This window comes from Pseudomonas sp. FW300-N2A2 (genome assembly GCF_017351735.1).
GTDB classification, from domain to species: Bacteria; Pseudomonadota; Gammaproteobacteria; order Pseudomonadales; family Pseudomonadaceae; genus Aquipseudomonas; species Aquipseudomonas migulae.
This window is the reverse complement of the sequence record NZ_JACNDU010000014.1, coordinates 68,962-85,731: the sequence shown is the minus strand read 5'-3', so window position 1 is coordinate 85,731 and position 16,770 is coordinate 68,962. Positions and strand designations below refer to the sequence as shown.

Here is a 16,770-nt window from a genome sequence, read left to right as displayed (position 1 = left end):
TCCATGACAGCGACCATAAAACTCGGCCAGTTGGCCGAGTTCCTCGGCGCCACCCTACGTGGCGACCCAGAGAAGGAAATTACTGGGCTAGCCACTTTGCAAGAGGCTGGCCCAGCTCAGTTGAGCTTTCTGGCAAATCCTCAATACCGCAAATACCTGGCTGACAGCCGGGCTGCAGCACTGTTGCTGAAAGCCGCTGACGCTGAAGGTTTTGCCGGGAATGCGTTGGTCGTACCTGATCCGTACGCCGCCTACGCTCGTGTTTCCCACCTCTTCGATCCCAAGCCCAAGGCGGCTGCCGGCATTCATCCGACCGCAGTGATTGCGGCGGACGCGGTGGTTGATCCAGCGGCGAGCATCGGTGCCTTTGTGGTCATCGAAAGCGGGGCGCGAATTGATGCAGGTACGACCATCGGCGCGCATTGCTTCATCGGCGCTCGTAGCGTTATCGGCGAAGGTGGCTGGCTCGCACCGCGCGTCACGCTGTATCACGACGTGCGTATCGGCAAGCGGGTGGTGATTCAGTCCGGTGCAGTGTTGGGTGGCGAAGGCTTCGGCTTTGCCAACGAGAAAGGCATCTGGCAGAAAATCGCCCAGATCGGTGGCGTTCTGGTCGGTGACGATGTGGAGATCGGCGTGAATACTGCCATCGACCGCGGTGCACTGGCCGATACCATTCTTGGTAATGGCGTCAAGCTCGACAATCAGATTCAGATCGCCCACAACGTTCAGGTCGGTGATCACACTGCCATGGCGGCGTGCGTGGGGATTTCCGGCAGCACCAAAATCGGCAAGCATTGCATGCTCGCCGGTGGCGTAGGGCTGGTGGGACATATCGAAATTTGTGACAAGGTTTTCATTACCGGGATGACCATGGTGACCCACTCGATTACCGAGCCGGGTTCCTATTCTTCCGGTACGGCCATGCAACCGGCTGCCGAATGGCGCAAAAGCGCGGCACGTATCCGTCAGCTCGATGACATCGCGCGGCGGCTGCGACAGCTGGAAAAGCGAGTAGGGGAAGTGACCCCTGACGGTATTGCTTCATCAGATGGCTGATACCATTTCCATATCAAGTGTGCACAGCCGCTAGACTGCCTCCTTGATTTGCTAGAGGAGCGCGCGTCAGTCGCGCGTTCCCAATCTTTACATAGGCTTCCCCCCGAAATGATGGACATCAACGAGATTCGCGAATACCTGCCTCACCGTTACCCGTTCCTGCTGGTGGACCGGGTCGTGGATCTGGATGTGGAAGGCAAGCGCATTCGCGCCTACAAGAATGTCAGCATCAACGAACCGTTCTTCAATGGTCACTTCCCTGCGCATCCAATCATGCCGGGCGTACTGATCATCGAAGCGATGGCTCAGGCTGCCGGGATCCTTGGTTTCAAGATGCTGGACGTGAAGCCGGCTGATGGCACCCTGTACTACTTCGTAGGCTCCGACAAACTGCGTTTCCGTCAGCCGGTCAAGCCTGGCGACCAGTTGATCCTTGAAGCCACGTTCATCAGCTGCAAGCGCAAGATCTGGAAGTTCGAATGCCAGGCATCGGTAGATGGCAAGCCGGTCTGCTCGGCCGAGATCATCTGTGCGGAACAAAAAGTATGAGTTTGATTGACCCTCGCGCAATCATCGATCCGACGGCCATCCTGGCCGACGACGTCGAGGTCGGCCCTTGGTCGATCGTCGGCGCTGGTGTGGAAATCGGCGAGGGGACAGTGATCGGGCCGCATGTGATTCTCAAAGGCCCGACCCGAATCGGTAAGCACAACCGCATCTACCAGTTTTCTTCGGTAGGCGAAGACACGCCCGATCTGAAATACAAGGGTGAAGAAACCCGTCTGGTCATCGGTGACCACAACGTCATCCGTGAAGGCGTGACCATTCACCGCGGGACCATTCAGGACCGTTCCGAAACGACCCTGGGCGATCACAACCTGATCATGGCCTACGCTCACATCGGCCACGACAGCGTCATCGGCAACCATTGCATCCTGGTCAACAACACCGCGTTGGCGGGCCATGTGCATGTTGAAGACTGGGCGATCCTGTCCGGTTTTACCCTGGTTCACCAGTATTGCCACATCGGCGCCCACAGCTTTTCCGGTATGGGTACCGCCATCGGCAAGGACGTTCCAGCGTACGTCACGGTGTTCGGCAACCCGGCCGAAGCGCGCAGCATGAACTTCGAAGGCATGCGCCGTCGTGGTTTCAGCGAAGACGCGATCCACGCCCTGCGCCGTGCCTACAAGGTGGTTTATCGCCAGGGGCTCACGGTTGAGCAGGCACTCGCGGAGCTGGCCGAACCTTCGGAGCAGTTTCCGGAAGTTGCGGTGTTCCGTGACTCCATCCAGTCTTCGACCCGCGGCATCACACGTTAATCATGGCTAATCTGCGTATTGCGCTGGTGGCGGGTGAGGCTTCCGGTGACATTCTGGGCGCCGGTCTCATGCGTGCGCTCAAGGCACAGCATCCGGCGGTCGAGTTCATCGGTGTCGGTGGCCCGCTGATGCAGGCTGAAGGCCTGACTTCGTATTTTCCGATGGAACGTCTCTCGGTCATGGGGCTGGTGGAAGTGCTCGGTCGGCTGCGCGAGTTGTTGAAACGCCGCAAGAAGCTGATCGCAGACCTGATCGCCGAGAAACCGGACGTGTTCATCGGTATCGATGCGCCGGATTTCAACCTCAATATCGAACTGAAGCTGCGTCAGGCCGGGATCAAGACCGTGCATTACGTCAGCCCGTCAGTGTGGGCGTGGCGGCAGAAGCGAGTGCTGAAGATTCGCGAAGGTTGCGACCTGATGCTGACGCTGTTCCCGTTCGAAGCGAAATTCTATGAAGAGAAGGGCGTGCCGGTGCGGTTTGTCGGTCACACCTTGGCCGATGCGATACCCCTTGAGGCTGATCGTCGCGCTGCACGCGCCGAGCTCGGTTTGCCTGATGGCCCATTGGTCGCGCTGATGCCGGGTAGTCGCGGTGGCGAAGTCGGGCGTCTGGGCGCTTTGTTCCTCGATGCCGCCGAGCGTTTGCGCGCCATGCGCCCTGGCGTGCGGTTCATTATTCCTTGCGCCAGCCCTCAGCGCCGCGTGCAGCTTGAAGAACTGCTGGCCGGTCGCGATCTGCCGCTGACCCTGCTCGACGGCAAGTCCCATCTGGCGCTGGCCGCCTGCGACGCAGTGTTGATTGCCTCCGGAACGGCGACCCTCGAAGCCTTGCTGTACAAGCGCCCGATGGTGGTGGCTTATCGCCTGGCACCGCTGACGTTCTGGATCCTCAAGCGCATGGTGAAAAGCCCTTACGTCTCGTTGCCGAACCTGCTCGCCCAGCGCCTCCTGGTGCCTGAATTGTTACAGGACGATGCAACGGTTGAAGCCTTGGCCCAGACGCTGTCGCCCCTGATCGAAGGTGGTGAAGAACAGACCCGCGGCTTCGATGAAATCCACCGGACCTTGCGCCTGGATGCCTCCAATCAGGCGGCGGACGCGGTACTGAATCTGATCGGCAAAACACAATGACAAAATCACAACAGATGGGCCTCGATTTCACCCTGGTCGCCGAAGTCGAAGAGCTGGTTGCCGGTGTGGATGAAGTCGGTCGCGGCCCGCTCTGCGGCGCTGTGGTGACGGCTGCGGTGATCCTCGATCCGAATCGTCCGATCCTTGGTCTCAACGATTCGAAAAAGCTCACCGAAGCCCGCCGCGAAAAACTCTTCGACGAAATCTGCGAAAAAGCCCTGAGCTGGTGCATCGCTCGCGCGGAAGTCGAAGAAATCGACGAGCTGAACATCCTCCATGCCACCATGCTGGCCATGCAGCGTGCGATCGAAGGTCTGCACATTCAGCCAAAACTGGCGATGATCGACGGTAACCGCTGCCCGAAACTGGCCATGCGCGCTGAAGCCGTGGTCAAGGGTGACAGCAAGGTCCCGGCCATCGCTGCCGCCTCGATTCTGGCCAAGGTCAGCCGCGACCGTGAAATGGCGGCATTCGAACTGATTTACCCGGGTTACGGCATCGGCGGTCACAAAGGCTACCCGACGCCCGTTCATCTGGAAGCGCTGGCACGCTTGGGGCCGACGCCGATTCACCGCCGCTCGTTCGCACCGGTGCGGTTGGCGTATGAGGCGCGCGAAAGCCTCATCGAGAGTTAGTCGCGAGGCTGATGTTTTCGCCAAGGCCCGGTACAATCCGGGCCTTGTTGTTTTCATGACATAACGCAGGATCACTATGCCGGCTTCATTCGTTCACCTACGCCTGCACACTGAATACTCCCTGGTCGACGGTCTGGTGCGGATCAAACCGCTGGTCAAGACCCTGGTCGGCATGAACATGCCTGCCGTAGCGGTCACTGACCAGAACAACATGTGTTCCCTGGTCAAATTCTATAAAGCCTCGATGGGCGCAGGCATCAAGCCGATCTGCGGCGCCGACTTGTGGCTGTCGAACAAGGACCCGGACAACGCCCTGAGCCGGATCAGCCTGTTGGCGATGAACGCTGTCGGCTATCGCAACCTGACTGAGCTGATCTCCCGCGGTTTCATCGACGGCCAGCGTAATGGCTCGATTATCATCGAGCGTGAGTGGGTGGCCGAGGCCAGCGAAGGCTTGATCATGCTGTCGGCGGCGAAGGAAGGCGAAATCGGCCTGGCCATGCTCAGCGGCAATCCGGCGGAAGCGGAAAAACTGGCACGCGAATGGATGGCGGTCTTCCCGGATCGTTTCTACCTGGAAATCCAGCGCACCAACCGCCCTAACGATGAAGAACAACTGCACGGCGCCGTGGCCCTGGCCGAGAAAATCGGTGCGCCGCTGGTAGCGACCAACGACGTGCGCTTCATCAAGCAGGAAGACTTCGCCGCTCACGAAACCCGCGTCTGCATCGGTGAGGGCCGTGCCCTCGACGATCCGCGGCGTTCGAAGAATTACAGCGATCAGCAATACCTCAAAAGCGCCGAGGAAATGGCCGAGCTGTTCAGCGACATTCCCGAGGCGCTGGAAAACACCGTCGAGATCGCCAAGCGCTGCAACATCGAAGTGAAGCTGGGCACGCACTTCCTGCCCAACTTTCCGATTCCCGATGGCATGACCATCGACGAGTATTTCCGCAAGGTGTCCTTCGATGGCCTGGAAGAACGGCTGACCGTTCTGCTGCCCAAGGACACCACCGAAGACTATGAAGCCAAGCGCCAGGTCTACGTCGACCGGTTGAATTTCGAGCTGGATATCATCATCCAGATGGGTTTCCCCGGTTACTTCCTGATCGTTATGGACTTTATCCAGTGGGCCAAGAGCAACGGCGTACCGGTAGGTCCTGGCCGTGGATCGGGTGCCGGATCGCTGGTGGCCTATGTGCAGAAAATCACCGACCTCGACCCGCTGGAATATGACCTGCTGTTCGAGCGGTTCCTCAACCCGGAACGGGTCTCCATGCCCGACTTCGACGTTGACTTCTGCATGGACGGTCGTGACCGCGTGATCGACTACGTGGCCGAGAAATACGGGCGCAACGCGGTAAGCCAGATCATCACTTTCGGTTCCATGGCGGCGAAGGCTGTGGTCCGTGACGTGGCGCGGGTCCAAGGCAAGTCCTACGGCTTGGCGGATCGTCTGTCGAAGATGATTCCGTTCGAAGTCGGCATGACCCTGGAAAAAGCCTACGAACAGGAAGAAATCCTGCGTGACTTCATCAAGGTCGATGAAGAAGCCGCGGAAATCTGGGAAATGGCGCGCAAGCTCGAAGGCGTCGTGCGTAACGTCGGTAAACACGCCGGTGGCGTGGTAATCGCGCCGACCAAGCTGACCGACTTCTCGCCGATCTATTGCGACGAGGCCGGTGACGGCCTGGTAACCCAGTTCGACAAGGACGACGTTGAAGCCGCCGGTCTGGTGAAGTTCGACTTCCTCGGTCTGCGGACCCTGACAGTTATCGACTGGGCGCTGAAAACCATCAACCGCGACCGCGCCAAGGTCAACGAACCGCCGCTGGACATCGCGTTCATCCCGCTGGACGACAAGCCGACCTACACGCTGCTGCAAAAAGCGGAAACCACCGCGGTGTTCCAGCTCGAGTCGCGCGGCATGAAAGAGCTGATCAAAAAGCTCAAGCCCGACTGCCTGGAAGACTTGATCGCACTGGTGGCCCTGTTCCGTCCGGGCCCTTTGCAATCCGGCATGGTTGACGACTTTATCAACCGTAAGCACGGCCGCGCCGAACTTGCGTACCCGCACTCGGATTACCAGTACGAAGGCCTGAAACCGGTACTGGCACCGACTTACGGCATCATCCTGTATCAGGAACAGGTGATGCAGATCGCCCAGGTCATGGCCGGTTACACCCTCGGCGGTGCGGACATGCTGCGGCGGGCCATGGGTAAGAAAAAGCCCGAAGAAATGGCCAAGCAGCGCGGCGGTTTTATTGAAGGTTGCAAGACCAACAATATCGAAGCCGACCTGGCCGGTAACATTTTCGACCTGGTAGAGAAATTCGCCGGTTACGGCTTCAACAAATCCCACTCCGCCGCCTACGGGCTGGTGTCGTACCAGACCGCGTGGCTGAAAACGCACTACCCGGCGCCGTTCATGGCTGCGGTACTGTCGGCGGATATGCACAACACCGACAAGGTCGTGACCTTGATCGAAGAAATTCGCACCATGAAGCTGCGTCTCGACGCGCCGGATGTGAATACCTCTGAATTCAAGTTCACGGTGAATGACGAAGGCCGCATCATTTACGGCCTTGGCGCGATCAAGGGTGTGGGCGAAGGCCCGGTAGAGGCGATTACCGAGGCGCGTCAGGACGGTCCGTTCAAGGATCTGTTCGATTTCTGCGCCCGTGTCGACCTCAAGCGCATCAACAAGCGCACCCTCGACGGTTTGATCCGCAGCGGTGCGCTGGATCGTCTGGGCCCGTATTTCCATGACGAACCGAAAGCCTATCAAGCGAGCATCGACCAGAACCGCGCAGTGCTGCTGAATGCGATGGAAGGGGCGATCAAGGCCGCCGAACAAACCGCTCGCACCCACGACAGTGGTCACGCCGATCTGTTTGGCGGGCTGTTCGTCGAGGCAGACGCCGACGTCTACGCCAATCACCGCAAGGCGAAAGAGCTGACCCTGAAGGAGCGCCTGAAAGGGGAGAAAGATACCCTGGGCCTGTACCTGACCGGTCACCCGATCGACGAATACGAAGGTGAAATCCGCCGTTTTGCCCGTCAGCGAATTATCGACCTGAAGCCGGCTCGCGATACACAGACCGTCGCGGGCATGATCATCGCCCTGCGTGTGATGAAGAACAAAAAGGGCGACAAGATGGGGTTCATCACCCTTGACGATCGCTCTGGGCGCATCGAAGCTTCGTTGTTCGCCGACGCGTTCCATTCGGCGCAGTCGCTGTTGCAGACTGATGCGATGGTTGTTGTCGAAGGCGAAGTCAGCAACGACGATTTCTCCGGCGGTTTGCGCCTGCGGGTCAAGCGGGTGATGAGCATGGAAGATGCGCGCACCAACCTGGCCGAAAGTCTGCGCTTGAAGCTGCAGACCAAGGATTTGAAAGGCGATCAGCTACGCTGGCTGGGTGAGCTGTTCAAGCGTCACCGAGGTGCGTGCCCGATCACCATGGAGTACACGAGCCCCGATGCGAAGGCCTTGCTGCAGTTCGGCGAGACCTGGCGAATCGACCCGGCGGATGCGTTGATTCAAGCCTTGCGTGACCAGTTCGGGCGAGACAACGTCTTCCTCCAATACCGTTGACGGTCAGGTAGCAACTGAACGCCCTGATCTCGACCTGAATTTTTAATCTCGACCTGAACGCGCCTCTCCCTTAAGGTAGGGCGCGAATAGACAACCGGCCGGCCCAAGCTCTCTTGGACGTCGACCCAAGACGGACGCCTATGAACCCGAATTTTCTAGATTTCGAACAGCCGATCGCCGACCTGCAAGCCAAGATCGAAGAGTTGCGCTTGGTCGGTAACGACAATTCGCTGAATATCGGCGATGAGATCTCCCGCCTGCAGGACAAAAGCAGCACGCTGACCGAAGACATCTTCGGCAAGCTGACCAGCTGGCAGATCGCGCGTCTGGCGCGTCACCCGAAACGTCCATATACCCTGGACTACATCGAACACATCTTCACCGAGTTCGACGAGCTGCACGGCGACCGTCACTTCTCTGACGACGCTGCCATCGTTGGCGGCGTGGCCCGTCTGGACGACCAGCCGGTGATGATCATCGGTCACCAGAAAGGCCGCGAAGTGCGCGAGAAGGTTCGCCGCAACTTCGGTATGCCGCGTCCGGAAGGCTACCGCAAGGCGTGCCGCCTGATGGAAATGGCCGAGCGCTTCAAAATGCCGATCCTGACCTTCATCGACACGCCGGGTGCTTACCCGGGCATCGACGCTGAAGAGCGCAACCAGAGCGAAGCGATTGCCTGGAACCTGCGTGTCATGGCTCGCCTGAAAACCCCGATCATCGCCACCGTAATCGGTGAAGGTGGTTCCGGTGGTGCACTGGCAATCGGCGTGTGCGATCAGTTGAACATGCTGCAGTACTCGACCTACGCGGTGATTTCGCCGGAAGGTTGTGCGTCGATTCTGTGGAAAACCGCCGAAAAAGCGCCGGATGCCGCTGAAGCCATGGGCATCACCGCCGAGCGCCTGAAAGGCCTGGGCATCGTTGACAAAGTGATCGGCGAACCTCTGGGCGGCGCTCATCGCGACCCGGTGGCGGCCGCCGCATCGATCCGTGCCGAGCTGACCTCGCAACTGGCGATGCTGAAGAAGTTCGACAACGAAGCGCTGCTCAAGCGCCGTTACGAGCGACTGATGAGCTACGGTCTCTAAGCCGGGCGCGCAATACCCCTGTGGGAGCGAGCCTGCTCGCGATTGCGGTTTAACATTCAACTAATCGGTTGGCTGTTTGACCGCAATCGCGAGCAGGCTCGCTCCCACATTTGATTTGTGCAAAGGGAAAGATATGGATCGGCCCACGATTGATTTGCCTTCCCGGCTTTTGATGAATCTGAACCTGTGGCGCAATGCTGCGAAATGGCACATCGCCTTCTCCGGTGGACTCGATTCCACGGTCCTTTTGCACATTCTCGCCCATCTCGCCAAAACCGAACACCTCCCTGAGCTGAAAGCTATCCACATTCATCACGGCCTCCAGTCTGCGGCCGATGCGTGGCCGGAGCATTGCCAGTCAGTCTGTGATGCGCTGGGGATACCGCTGCAGGTCGTTCACGTCCAGGTTCAGCCCGGCGCCAGCCTTGAGCGTGCAGCCCGTGACGCGCGCTATGGCGCGTTCATCGAGGCTACTCAAGCCAATGAAGTGCTGTTGACCGCCCAGCATCGTGATGATCAGGCGGAAACCCTGTTGTTCCGATTGCTGCGTGGGGCAGGGGTGAGAGGGTTGTCAGGGATGCCACGTCAACGTGTGTTGGGCAAAGGGCATCTGGTGCGACCCTTGCTCGATGTCACGCGAGCAGAGTTGGAGGGTTACGCGAACCAGTACTCATTGAGCTGGATCGAGGATCCTTCCAATCAGGATCGACGTTTCTCGCGTAATTACTTGCGCAATCAGGTGTTCCCGGTGCTGACCGAGCGCTGGCCTCAAGCGATGGCGACTATGGCTCGCAGCGCCGCGCATCTGAGCGAAGCGCAGGAATTGCTCGATGAGTTGGCGCAAATCGATCTGGCCCTGGCCAGCTCCATCAGTGAATTCGATTGGCTGGGTGTGCCGTCACTTGAGCTTTCTACGCTTGCCAGCCTGTCCGCCGCTCGCCAGCGAAATGCAGTGAGTCACTGGCTCTCGGCATTGACCCGTTTACCGGATAGCGACCATTGGTCGGGTTGGGAAGATTTTCGTGATGCTGCCGCGGATGCCTCTCCGGTCTGGCGCTTGGCCGATGGGGAATTGCACCGGGCGGGCGGGCGGATCTGGTGGCTGTCGGGCTGCTGGCTGCGAACGCCGCCGCCCGCGCCTGATTGGCCTGATCCCTCGCTATCGCTGGCGTTGCCGGATAACGGCGTGCTCTCGCTCACCGGTCAAACCCCCGATGGCCCGCTGCATATCCGCTATCGTGAAGGGGGTGAGGTCATGAGTCTGCCCGAGCGCGGCCATCGTGATCTGAAGCGTTTGCTCAACGAACGTGGGGTCCCGGGCTTCGTCCGTGGCAGATTGCCGTTGCTCTATCAGGGCGAGCAATTGTTGGCGGTGGCGAGGCTGCAAGGTTTGAATGGCAGTGAGCAGGACGGCTGGAATTTGCATTGGCAGCCACCGAACGAAGATCAAGGTTTGAGCTGAAAGGGGCTTTCCGGTAGACTACGCTCCCTTCTTGATACAACTTCTGTGGATTCGCCTGAATTGCAGGAGTTGCCGATTACCAAGCAGTCTTTGCTGGGCGATTCCAAAAAATGTGTAGCGAGCAACGTACCGGTGTTTCATCTTCCGGTCTGTCCCAACGCGGCGGTTTTTTTGAAAGGTGCACTGTGATTAATGCAGGTGATCGGGGGCTTCGGCCTTCCTTCGCTTTCCCCGGCGGCTCGGACCGCTTTAACGCAGACTTCTAGGGTTTTTCATGACGCGCTACATATTCGTCACGGGCGGTGTTGTTTCTTCATTGGGGAAAGGCATTGCATCGGCTTCATTGGCGGCCATCCTGGAGGCGCGGGGACTTAAGGTCACCATGCTGAAGCTGGATCCGTACATCAACGTCGATCCGGGCACCATGAGCCCGTTCCAGCACGGTGAAGTGTTCGTCACCCACGACGGCGCCGAGACCGACCTGGACCTGGGTCACTACGAGCGGTTCATCCGCACGACCATGACCCAGAACAACAACTTCACCACCGGCCGTGTCTACGAACACGTCCTGCGCAAAGAGCGCCGTGGTGATTACCTGGGCGCGACCATCCAGGTGATCCCGCACATCACCGACGAAATCAAGCGCCGGATCATCAAGGGCGCCGGCGATGCCGACGTGGCCATGGTCGAGATCGGTGGCACCGTGGGTGACATCGAATCCCAACCGTTCCTCGAAGCCATCCGCCAGCTGCGTTTCGAAGTCGGCGCCAAGCGCGCGATGCTGATGCACCTGACACTGGTGCCGTACATCGCCACTGCCGGCGAAACCAAAACCAAGCCAACCCAGCACTCAGTCAAGGAGCTGCGCTCCATCGGCCTGCAACCTGACGTGCTGGTGTGCCGCTCCGATCACCCGATCGACATCTCCTCGCGTCGCAAGATCGCGCAATTCACCAACGTTGAAGAACGTGCGGTGATCGCGCTGGAAGACGCCGACACCATCTACAAGATCCCGGGCATCCTGCATTCGCAAGGCCTGGATGATTTTGTGGTCGAGCGTTTCGGCCTGCAATGCGGCGGTGCCGATCTGTCCGAGTGGGAAGCCGTGGTTGACGCCAAGCTCAATCCTGAGCACGAAGTCACCATCGCCATGGTCGGCAAGTACATGGAATTGCTGGACGCCTACAAGTCGCTGATCGAAGCGATGAGTCACGCCGGCATCAGCAACCGCACCAAGGTCAACCTGCGCTACATCGATTCCGAAGACATCGAAAACCAGGGCACCGCGCTGCTGGAAGGCGTCGACGCGATTCTGGTTCCAGGCGGCTTCGGTCTGCGCGGCGTGGAAGGCAAGATCACCGCCGTCCAGTACGCTCGCGAAAACAAGGTTCCGTACCTCGGCATCTGCCTGGGCATGCAAGTGGCGGTCATCGAGTTCGCTCGTAACGTCATGGGCTGGAAAGACGCCAACTCCACCGAGTTCGATCGTGCAAGCGGTCACCCGGTCGTAGGTCTGATCACCGAGTGGGAAGACGCCACCGGCGCCGTCGAAACCCGTACCGAAACCTCCGATCTGGGCGGCACCATGCGTCTTGGCGCGCAGGATTGCCTGCTGGAGCCGGGTTCCCTGGTTCACGGCTGCTACGGCAAGGACGTGATCGTCGAGCGTCACCGTCACCGCTACGAAGTGAACAACAACCTGCTGCCGAAAATCATGGAAGCCGGTCTGAAAATCTCCGGTCGCTCCGGTGATGGCGCGCTGGTTGAAGTGGTCGAAGCCCCGGATCATCCATGGTTCGTCGCTTGCCAGTTCCACCCTGAGTTCACCTCGACGCCACGCGACGGTCACCCGTTGTTCAGCGGCTTCGTCAAAGCAGCTTTGGCTCAACACCAGAAGAAGGCTTGAACCTTATGGCGCAGAAGATCATCCGCGTAGGCGATATCGAGATTGCCAACGACAAGCCAATGGTGCTTTTCGGTGGCATGAACGTGCTGGAAAGCCGCGACATGGCGATGCAGGTCTGCGAAGAGTACGTGAAGGTTACCGAGAAACTCGGTATCCCTTACGTGTTCAAGGCCAGCTTCGACAAGGCCAACCGTTCCTCCGTGACCTCTTACCGTGGCCCCGGCCTGGAAGAGGGCATGCGGATTTTCCAGGACATCAAGCAAGCCTTCGGCGTGCCGATCATCACCGACGTCCACGAGCCTGAACAGGCTGCGGTCGTCGCTGAAGTCTGCGACATCATCCAGCTGCCGGCCTTCCTGTCGCGCCAGACCGACCTCGTGGTCGCGATGGCCAAGACCGGCGCAGTGATCAACATCAAGAAAGCCCAGTTCCTCGCACCTCAGGAAATGAAACACATCCTGAACAAGTGCGTGGAAGCGGGTAACGATCAGTTGATCCTCTGCGAGCGTGGTTCGAGCTTCGGCTACAACAACCTGGTGGTCGACATGCTCGGCTTCGGCATCATGAAGCAGTTCGAGTACCCGGTGTTCTTCGACGTGACCCACGCGCTGCAAATGCCTGGCGGTCGTGCCGATTCCGCCGGCGGTCGTCGCGCCCAGGTCCTCGATCTGGCGAAAGCCGGGATCAGCCAGTCACTGGCCGGTCTGTTCCTCGAAGCACACCCGGACCCGGACAACGCCAAATGCGACGGCCCTTGCGCCTTGCGTCTGGACAAACTGGAGCCATTCCTGGCCCAGCTCAAAGCTTTGGACGAACTGGTGAAGAGTTTTCCGACGGTAGAAACCGCGTAATCCTCATTTCTCCGGTAAAGTACCGCACGATTTGTTGCTCAGGCCCTCGGGCCTGAGCCTTATCGTCCGCAAGTCTGCCCGTTGCACATCACTTGCCGGCGATAAAAGATTTCCTTCAGCTGCGTCGTTTTCGTCAACTTTGGAGTGTTTACAACAATGGCAAAAATCGTCGACATCAAAGGTCGTGAAGTTCTCGACTCCCGTGGCAACCCCACCGTGGAAGCGGACGTGCTTCTCGATAACGGCATCATCGGCAGTGCTTGCGCGCCGTCCGGTGCTTCCACTGGCTCGCGTGAAGCGCTCGAGCTGCGTGATGGCGACAAGAGCCGTTACCTGGGCAAAGGCGTTCTGAAAGCCGTCGCCAACATCAACGGTCCGATCCGCGACCTGTTGAAAGGTACAGATCCAAGCGACCAGAAAGCGCTGGATCACGCGATGATCAAGCTGGACGGTACTGAAAACAAAGGCTCCCTGGGCGCCAACGCGATCCTCGCCGTTTCCCTGGCTGCGGCCAAGGCAGCAGCTCAGGACCAGGACCTGCCGCTGTACGCACACATCGCCAACCTGAACGGCACCCCGGGTGTTTACTCGATGCCGGTTCCGATGATGAACATCATCAACGGTGGCGAGCACGCCGATAACAACGTCGACATCCAGGAATTCATGGTTCAGCCGGTTGGCGCCAAGTCTTTCTCGGAAGGTCTGCGCATGGGCACCGAGATTTTCCATCACCTCAAAGCTGTGTTGAAGGCTCGTGGCCTGAGCACTGCCGTCGGTGACGAAGGTGGTTTCGCACCGAACCTGGCTTCCAACGAAGACGCTTTGAAAGTGATCTCCGAAGCCGTGGCCAACGCCGGTTACAAGCTGGGCACCGACGTGACCCTGGCACTGGACTGCGCGGCCAGCGAGTTCTACGAAGACGGCAAGTACAACCTGTCCGGCGAAGGCCAGGTGTTCACCGCTGAAGGTTTCGCCGATTACCTGAAAGGCCTGACCGAGCGTTACCCGATCATCTCCATCGAAGATGGCCTGGACGAGTCCGACTGGGCTGGCTGGAAAATCCTCACCGACAAGATCGGCGAGAAAACCCAGCTGGTAGGCGACGACCTGTTCGTGACCAACACCAAGATCCTGAAAGAAGGCATCGATAAAAAGATCGCCAACTCGATCCTGATCAAGTTCAACCAGATCGGCACCCTGACCGAAACCCTGGAAGCCATCCAGATGGCCAAGGCCGCTGGTTACACCGCCGTGATCTCGCACCGCTCCGGCGAAACCGAAGATTCGACCATTGCCGACCTGGCTGTGGGCACTTCGGCTGGCCAGATCAAGACCGGCTCCCTGTGCCGTTCCGATCGCGTTTCCAAGTACAACCAACTGCTGCGTATCGAAGAGCAGTTGAACGGCAAAGCCAAGTACAACGGCCGCAGCGAGTTCCGCGGTTAAGCTGTAGAAGGTAAAAAGACACCGGATTGTGTCGGAAAAATCGCGACAGCGACGTTTTTGCCACTAATCTGATGCCTTAAGAGCACAAGCCTGGATTTTCCAGGCTTCGTGCTATCAGAAGCTTCAAAGTTTTGGCATGGCTGTCTTTTTTCACTGGATACCTGATATTCGATGCGCAGTCCCAATTGGTTGTTCCTCGTCTTGCTCTTGTTGCTGGCTGGCCTGCAATACCGCCTGTGGGTGGGTAATGGCAGTCTGGCGCAAGTGGCCGAGCTGACTCAGCAGATCGCGGATCAACATGCTGAGAACGAAGGCCTGCTGGAACGCAATCGGGTCATGGACGCCGAAGTCAGTGAATTGAAAAAAGGCATGGAGACCGTTGAAGAGCGGGCTCGCCATGAGTTGGGCATGGTCAAGGACGGTGAAACCCTTTACCAGTTGGCTCAATGAATTCCTCGTTACCGGCCTTCTGGGCCGTTATCCCTGCCGCGGGCATCGGTGCCCGTATGGCCGCAGACCGTCCCAAGCAATACTTGCACCTGGGCGGGCGCACTATTCTTGAACACAGCCTTGGCTGTTTCCTTGATCATCCTTCCCTGAAGGGACTGGTGGTCAGTCTGGCTGTTGATGATCCTTATTGGCCCAATCTGGCATGCGCCGGCGATTCGCGTATTCAACGCGTTGATGGCGGTGCCGAGCGTTCCGGGTCGGTGCTCAATGCCTTGCTGCACTTGCATGCGTTGGGTGCGGACGATGAGGATTGGGTGTTGGTCCACGATGCTGCGCGGCCGAATCTGAGCCGCGATGATCTGGACAAGTTGCTGGTTGAACTGGCTGACGATCCGGTCGGCGGGCTGCTGGCGGTTCCGGCACGCGATACCCTGAAGCGGGTCGACAAGCACGGTCGTGTCGTTGAAACCGTGGACCGCAGCGTGATCTGGCAGGCGTATACGCCGCAGATGTTTCGACTTGGCGCGTTGCATCGGGCGTTGGCGGACAGTCTGGTGGCGGATGCTGTTATCACTGATGAAGCGTCGGCGATGGAGTGGGCTGGTTCATCGCCACGCCTTATCGAAGGGCGTTCCGACAATCTCAAGGTCACACGTCCCGAAGATCTGGAATGGTTGAGACAGCGCTGGGCTAACCGCCGCTGATTCTTCAGCGCTTGATAGATTGCAATCGCGGGCAAGCCCGCTCCCACAGTTTTTTGTAGTCCTTGTGGGAGCGGGCTTGCCCGCGATGGCGGCGGTCCAGACAACCAGCATTCCACTGACACACCGACCCTCTTCTAACTCCGGTACTCCGGCCTTTCGGCCAACCCTTCCTTCAAATAATCCACCAACTTGCGCACCTTCGGCGACAGATGCCGCTGCTGTGGATAAAGCGCCCAAACGGCAGTGTTCGGCGGCTGATGAGCCTCCAGCAGCGAAATCAAATCCCCGGTTTTCAGATGCTCCAGCACGTAGTAATCCGGCAACTGACAGAGCCCGACGCCCTGTAACGCCGCATCCAGCACTGCTTGCCCACTGTTGCAACGCCAGTTTCCCTGCACCCGCTGGGAAAATTCCCGCCCGTTCTGTTCCAGTTGCCACAGGTCCGAACTACCGATGAGGCAGTTGTGGCGGCTCAATTCCGACAAGCTATGTGGGCGACCATACCGTTCCAGGTAGGACGGCGACGCACACAAATACATGCGTCGCGGTGCCAGTCGCGTCGCCACCAGTCGCGAGTCCTGAAGGCGGCCGAGGCGGATCGCCAGGTCCAGGCCTTCATGCACCAGGTCGAGTTGACGGTTGCTCAGCTCGATATCAATCCGCAGTTGCGGATAGAGCCCCATGAATCGCGTCACCAGCGGCACGATAAAGCGCTCGCCGTAGGCCACCGCGCAGGTCATGCGCAACATGCCTTTGGGCTCGCTGGTCAGGTCGCCGACAGCTCTGAGTGCCTCTTCACGACCGTCCTGCAACCGTTGGCAATGCTGCAAAAACGTTTGCCCGGCTTCGGTCAGCGTGACTCGCCGGGTGCTGCGATAAAGCAGGCGCGTCTGAAGGCGTTCTTCGAGGCGTACTATTTGGCGACTGATGTGGGAGGAAGACACCCCAAGACGCTCCGCCGCCGCCGTAAACTGGCTGCACTCGGCCACGGCGACGAACTCGTCGATACCTTCCCAGCGGTTCTCGGACATTAACGATTATCCCTGTGTGGCAATAATGTTTTGCTTTTGTCCGGATTATTCACCGTAAGGCGCTGTATTACACTCACTGTCTCGT

The 16,770-nt window shown here is 58.9% G+C and carries 14 protein-coding genes; 13 read left to right on the top strand and 1 reads right to left on the bottom strand.

All coding sequences use genetic code 11. The annotated features are described in order from the left end of the window. Nucleotides 1-3: 3 nt before the first annotated feature. From lpxD to ispD, 13 genes are all read left to right on the top strand, one after another. Entirely contained in the window at nucleotides 4-1,059 is a 1,056-nt protein-coding gene (lpxD, locus tag J4E42_RS18225) for a UDP-3-O-(3-hydroxymyristoyl)glucosamine N-acyltransferase (RefSeq protein ID WP_192417911.1), read from the top strand. 108 nt (nucleotides 1,060-1,167) lie between these two features. Continuing rightward, nucleotides 1,168-1,608 carry a 3-hydroxyacyl-ACP dehydratase FabZ gene (gene fabZ, locus J4E42_RS18220; protein WP_008028982.1) on the top strand — a complete coding sequence of 147 codons (441 nt, stop codon included), beginning with the start codon at nucleotides 1,168-1,170 and terminating at the stop codon, nucleotides 1,606-1,608. Continuing rightward, nucleotides 1,605-2,381 (top strand): acyl-ACP--UDP-N-acetylglucosamine O-acyltransferase, encoded by a 777-nt coding sequence (gene lpxA / locus J4E42_RS18215; RefSeq protein ID WP_008039405.1) that lies wholly within the window; start codon nucleotides 1,605-1,607, stop codon nucleotides 2,379-2,381. The genes fabZ and lpxA overlap by 4 nt, the downstream gene beginning before the upstream one ends. A 2-nt stretch (nucleotides 2,382-2,383) precedes the next feature. Continuing rightward, nucleotides 2,384-3,514, top strand: a complete 1,131-nt coding sequence (gene lpxB, locus J4E42_RS18210) for a lipid-A-disaccharide synthase (RefSeq protein ID WP_192228497.1) — start codon at nucleotides 2,384-2,386, stop codon at nucleotides 3,512-3,514. Next, entirely contained in the window at nucleotides 3,511-4,149 is a 639-nt protein-coding gene (rnhB, locus tag J4E42_RS18205) for a ribonuclease HII (RefSeq protein WP_207285807.1), read from the top strand. The genes lpxB and rnhB overlap by 4 nt, the downstream gene beginning before the upstream one ends. A gap of 76 nt (nucleotides 4,150-4,225) precedes the next feature. Beyond that, nucleotides 4,226-7,747, top strand: coding sequence for a DNA polymerase III subunit alpha (dnaE, locus tag J4E42_RS18200; RefSeq protein ID WP_008028986.1), 3,522 nt, complete (start codon nucleotides 4,226-4,228; stop codon nucleotides 7,745-7,747). 140 nt (nucleotides 7,748-7,887) lie between these two features. After that, nucleotides 7,888-8,835, top strand: a complete 948-nt coding sequence (locus tag J4E42_RS18195; protein WP_008028987.1) for an acetyl-CoA carboxylase carboxyltransferase subunit alpha — start codon at nucleotides 7,888-7,890, stop codon at nucleotides 8,833-8,835. Nucleotides 8,836-8,968: 133 nt separating this feature from the next. After that, a complete protein-coding gene (gene tilS, locus J4E42_RS18190; protein WP_207285806.1) occupies nucleotides 8,969-10,297 on the top strand; it encodes a tRNA lysidine(34) synthetase TilS in 1,329 nt (442 codons plus the stop codon). 274 nt (nucleotides 10,298-10,571) lie between these two features. Continuing rightward, nucleotides 10,572-12,203, top strand: a complete 1,632-nt coding sequence (locus J4E42_RS18185; protein WP_008028989.1) for a CTP synthase — start codon at nucleotides 10,572-10,574, stop codon at nucleotides 12,201-12,203. 5 nt (nucleotides 12,204-12,208) lie between these two features. After that, nucleotides 12,209-13,054 carry a 3-deoxy-8-phosphooctulonate synthase gene (kdsA, locus tag J4E42_RS18180; RefSeq protein ID WP_008028990.1) on the top strand — a complete coding sequence of 282 codons (846 nt, stop codon included), beginning with the start codon at nucleotides 12,209-12,211 and terminating at the stop codon, nucleotides 13,052-13,054. 156 nt (nucleotides 13,055-13,210) lie between these two features. After that, nucleotides 13,211-14,500, top strand: coding sequence for a phosphopyruvate hydratase (eno, locus tag J4E42_RS18175; RefSeq protein ID WP_008039408.1), 1,290 nt, complete (start codon nucleotides 13,211-13,213; stop codon nucleotides 14,498-14,500). Nucleotides 14,501-14,671: 171 nt separating this feature from the next. After that, nucleotides 14,672-14,950, top strand: coding sequence for a cell division protein FtsB (gene ftsB / locus J4E42_RS18170; protein WP_008028992.1), 279 nt, complete (start codon nucleotides 14,672-14,674; stop codon nucleotides 14,948-14,950). Continuing rightward, nucleotides 14,947-15,654 (top strand): 2-C-methyl-D-erythritol 4-phosphate cytidylyltransferase, encoded by a 708-nt coding sequence (gene ispD / locus J4E42_RS18165; RefSeq protein ID WP_207285805.1) that lies wholly within the window; start codon nucleotides 14,947-14,949, stop codon nucleotides 15,652-15,654. The genes ftsB and ispD overlap by 4 nt, the downstream gene beginning before the upstream one ends. 134 nt (nucleotides 15,655-15,788) lie before the next feature. Here the strand turns inward: ispD and J4E42_RS18160 are convergent, their stop codons facing one another. Beyond that, entirely contained in the window at nucleotides 15,789-16,685 is an 897-nt protein-coding gene (locus J4E42_RS18160) for a LysR substrate-binding domain-containing protein (RefSeq protein ID WP_008028998.1), read from the bottom strand. Nucleotides 16,686-16,770: the final 85 nt, after the last annotated feature.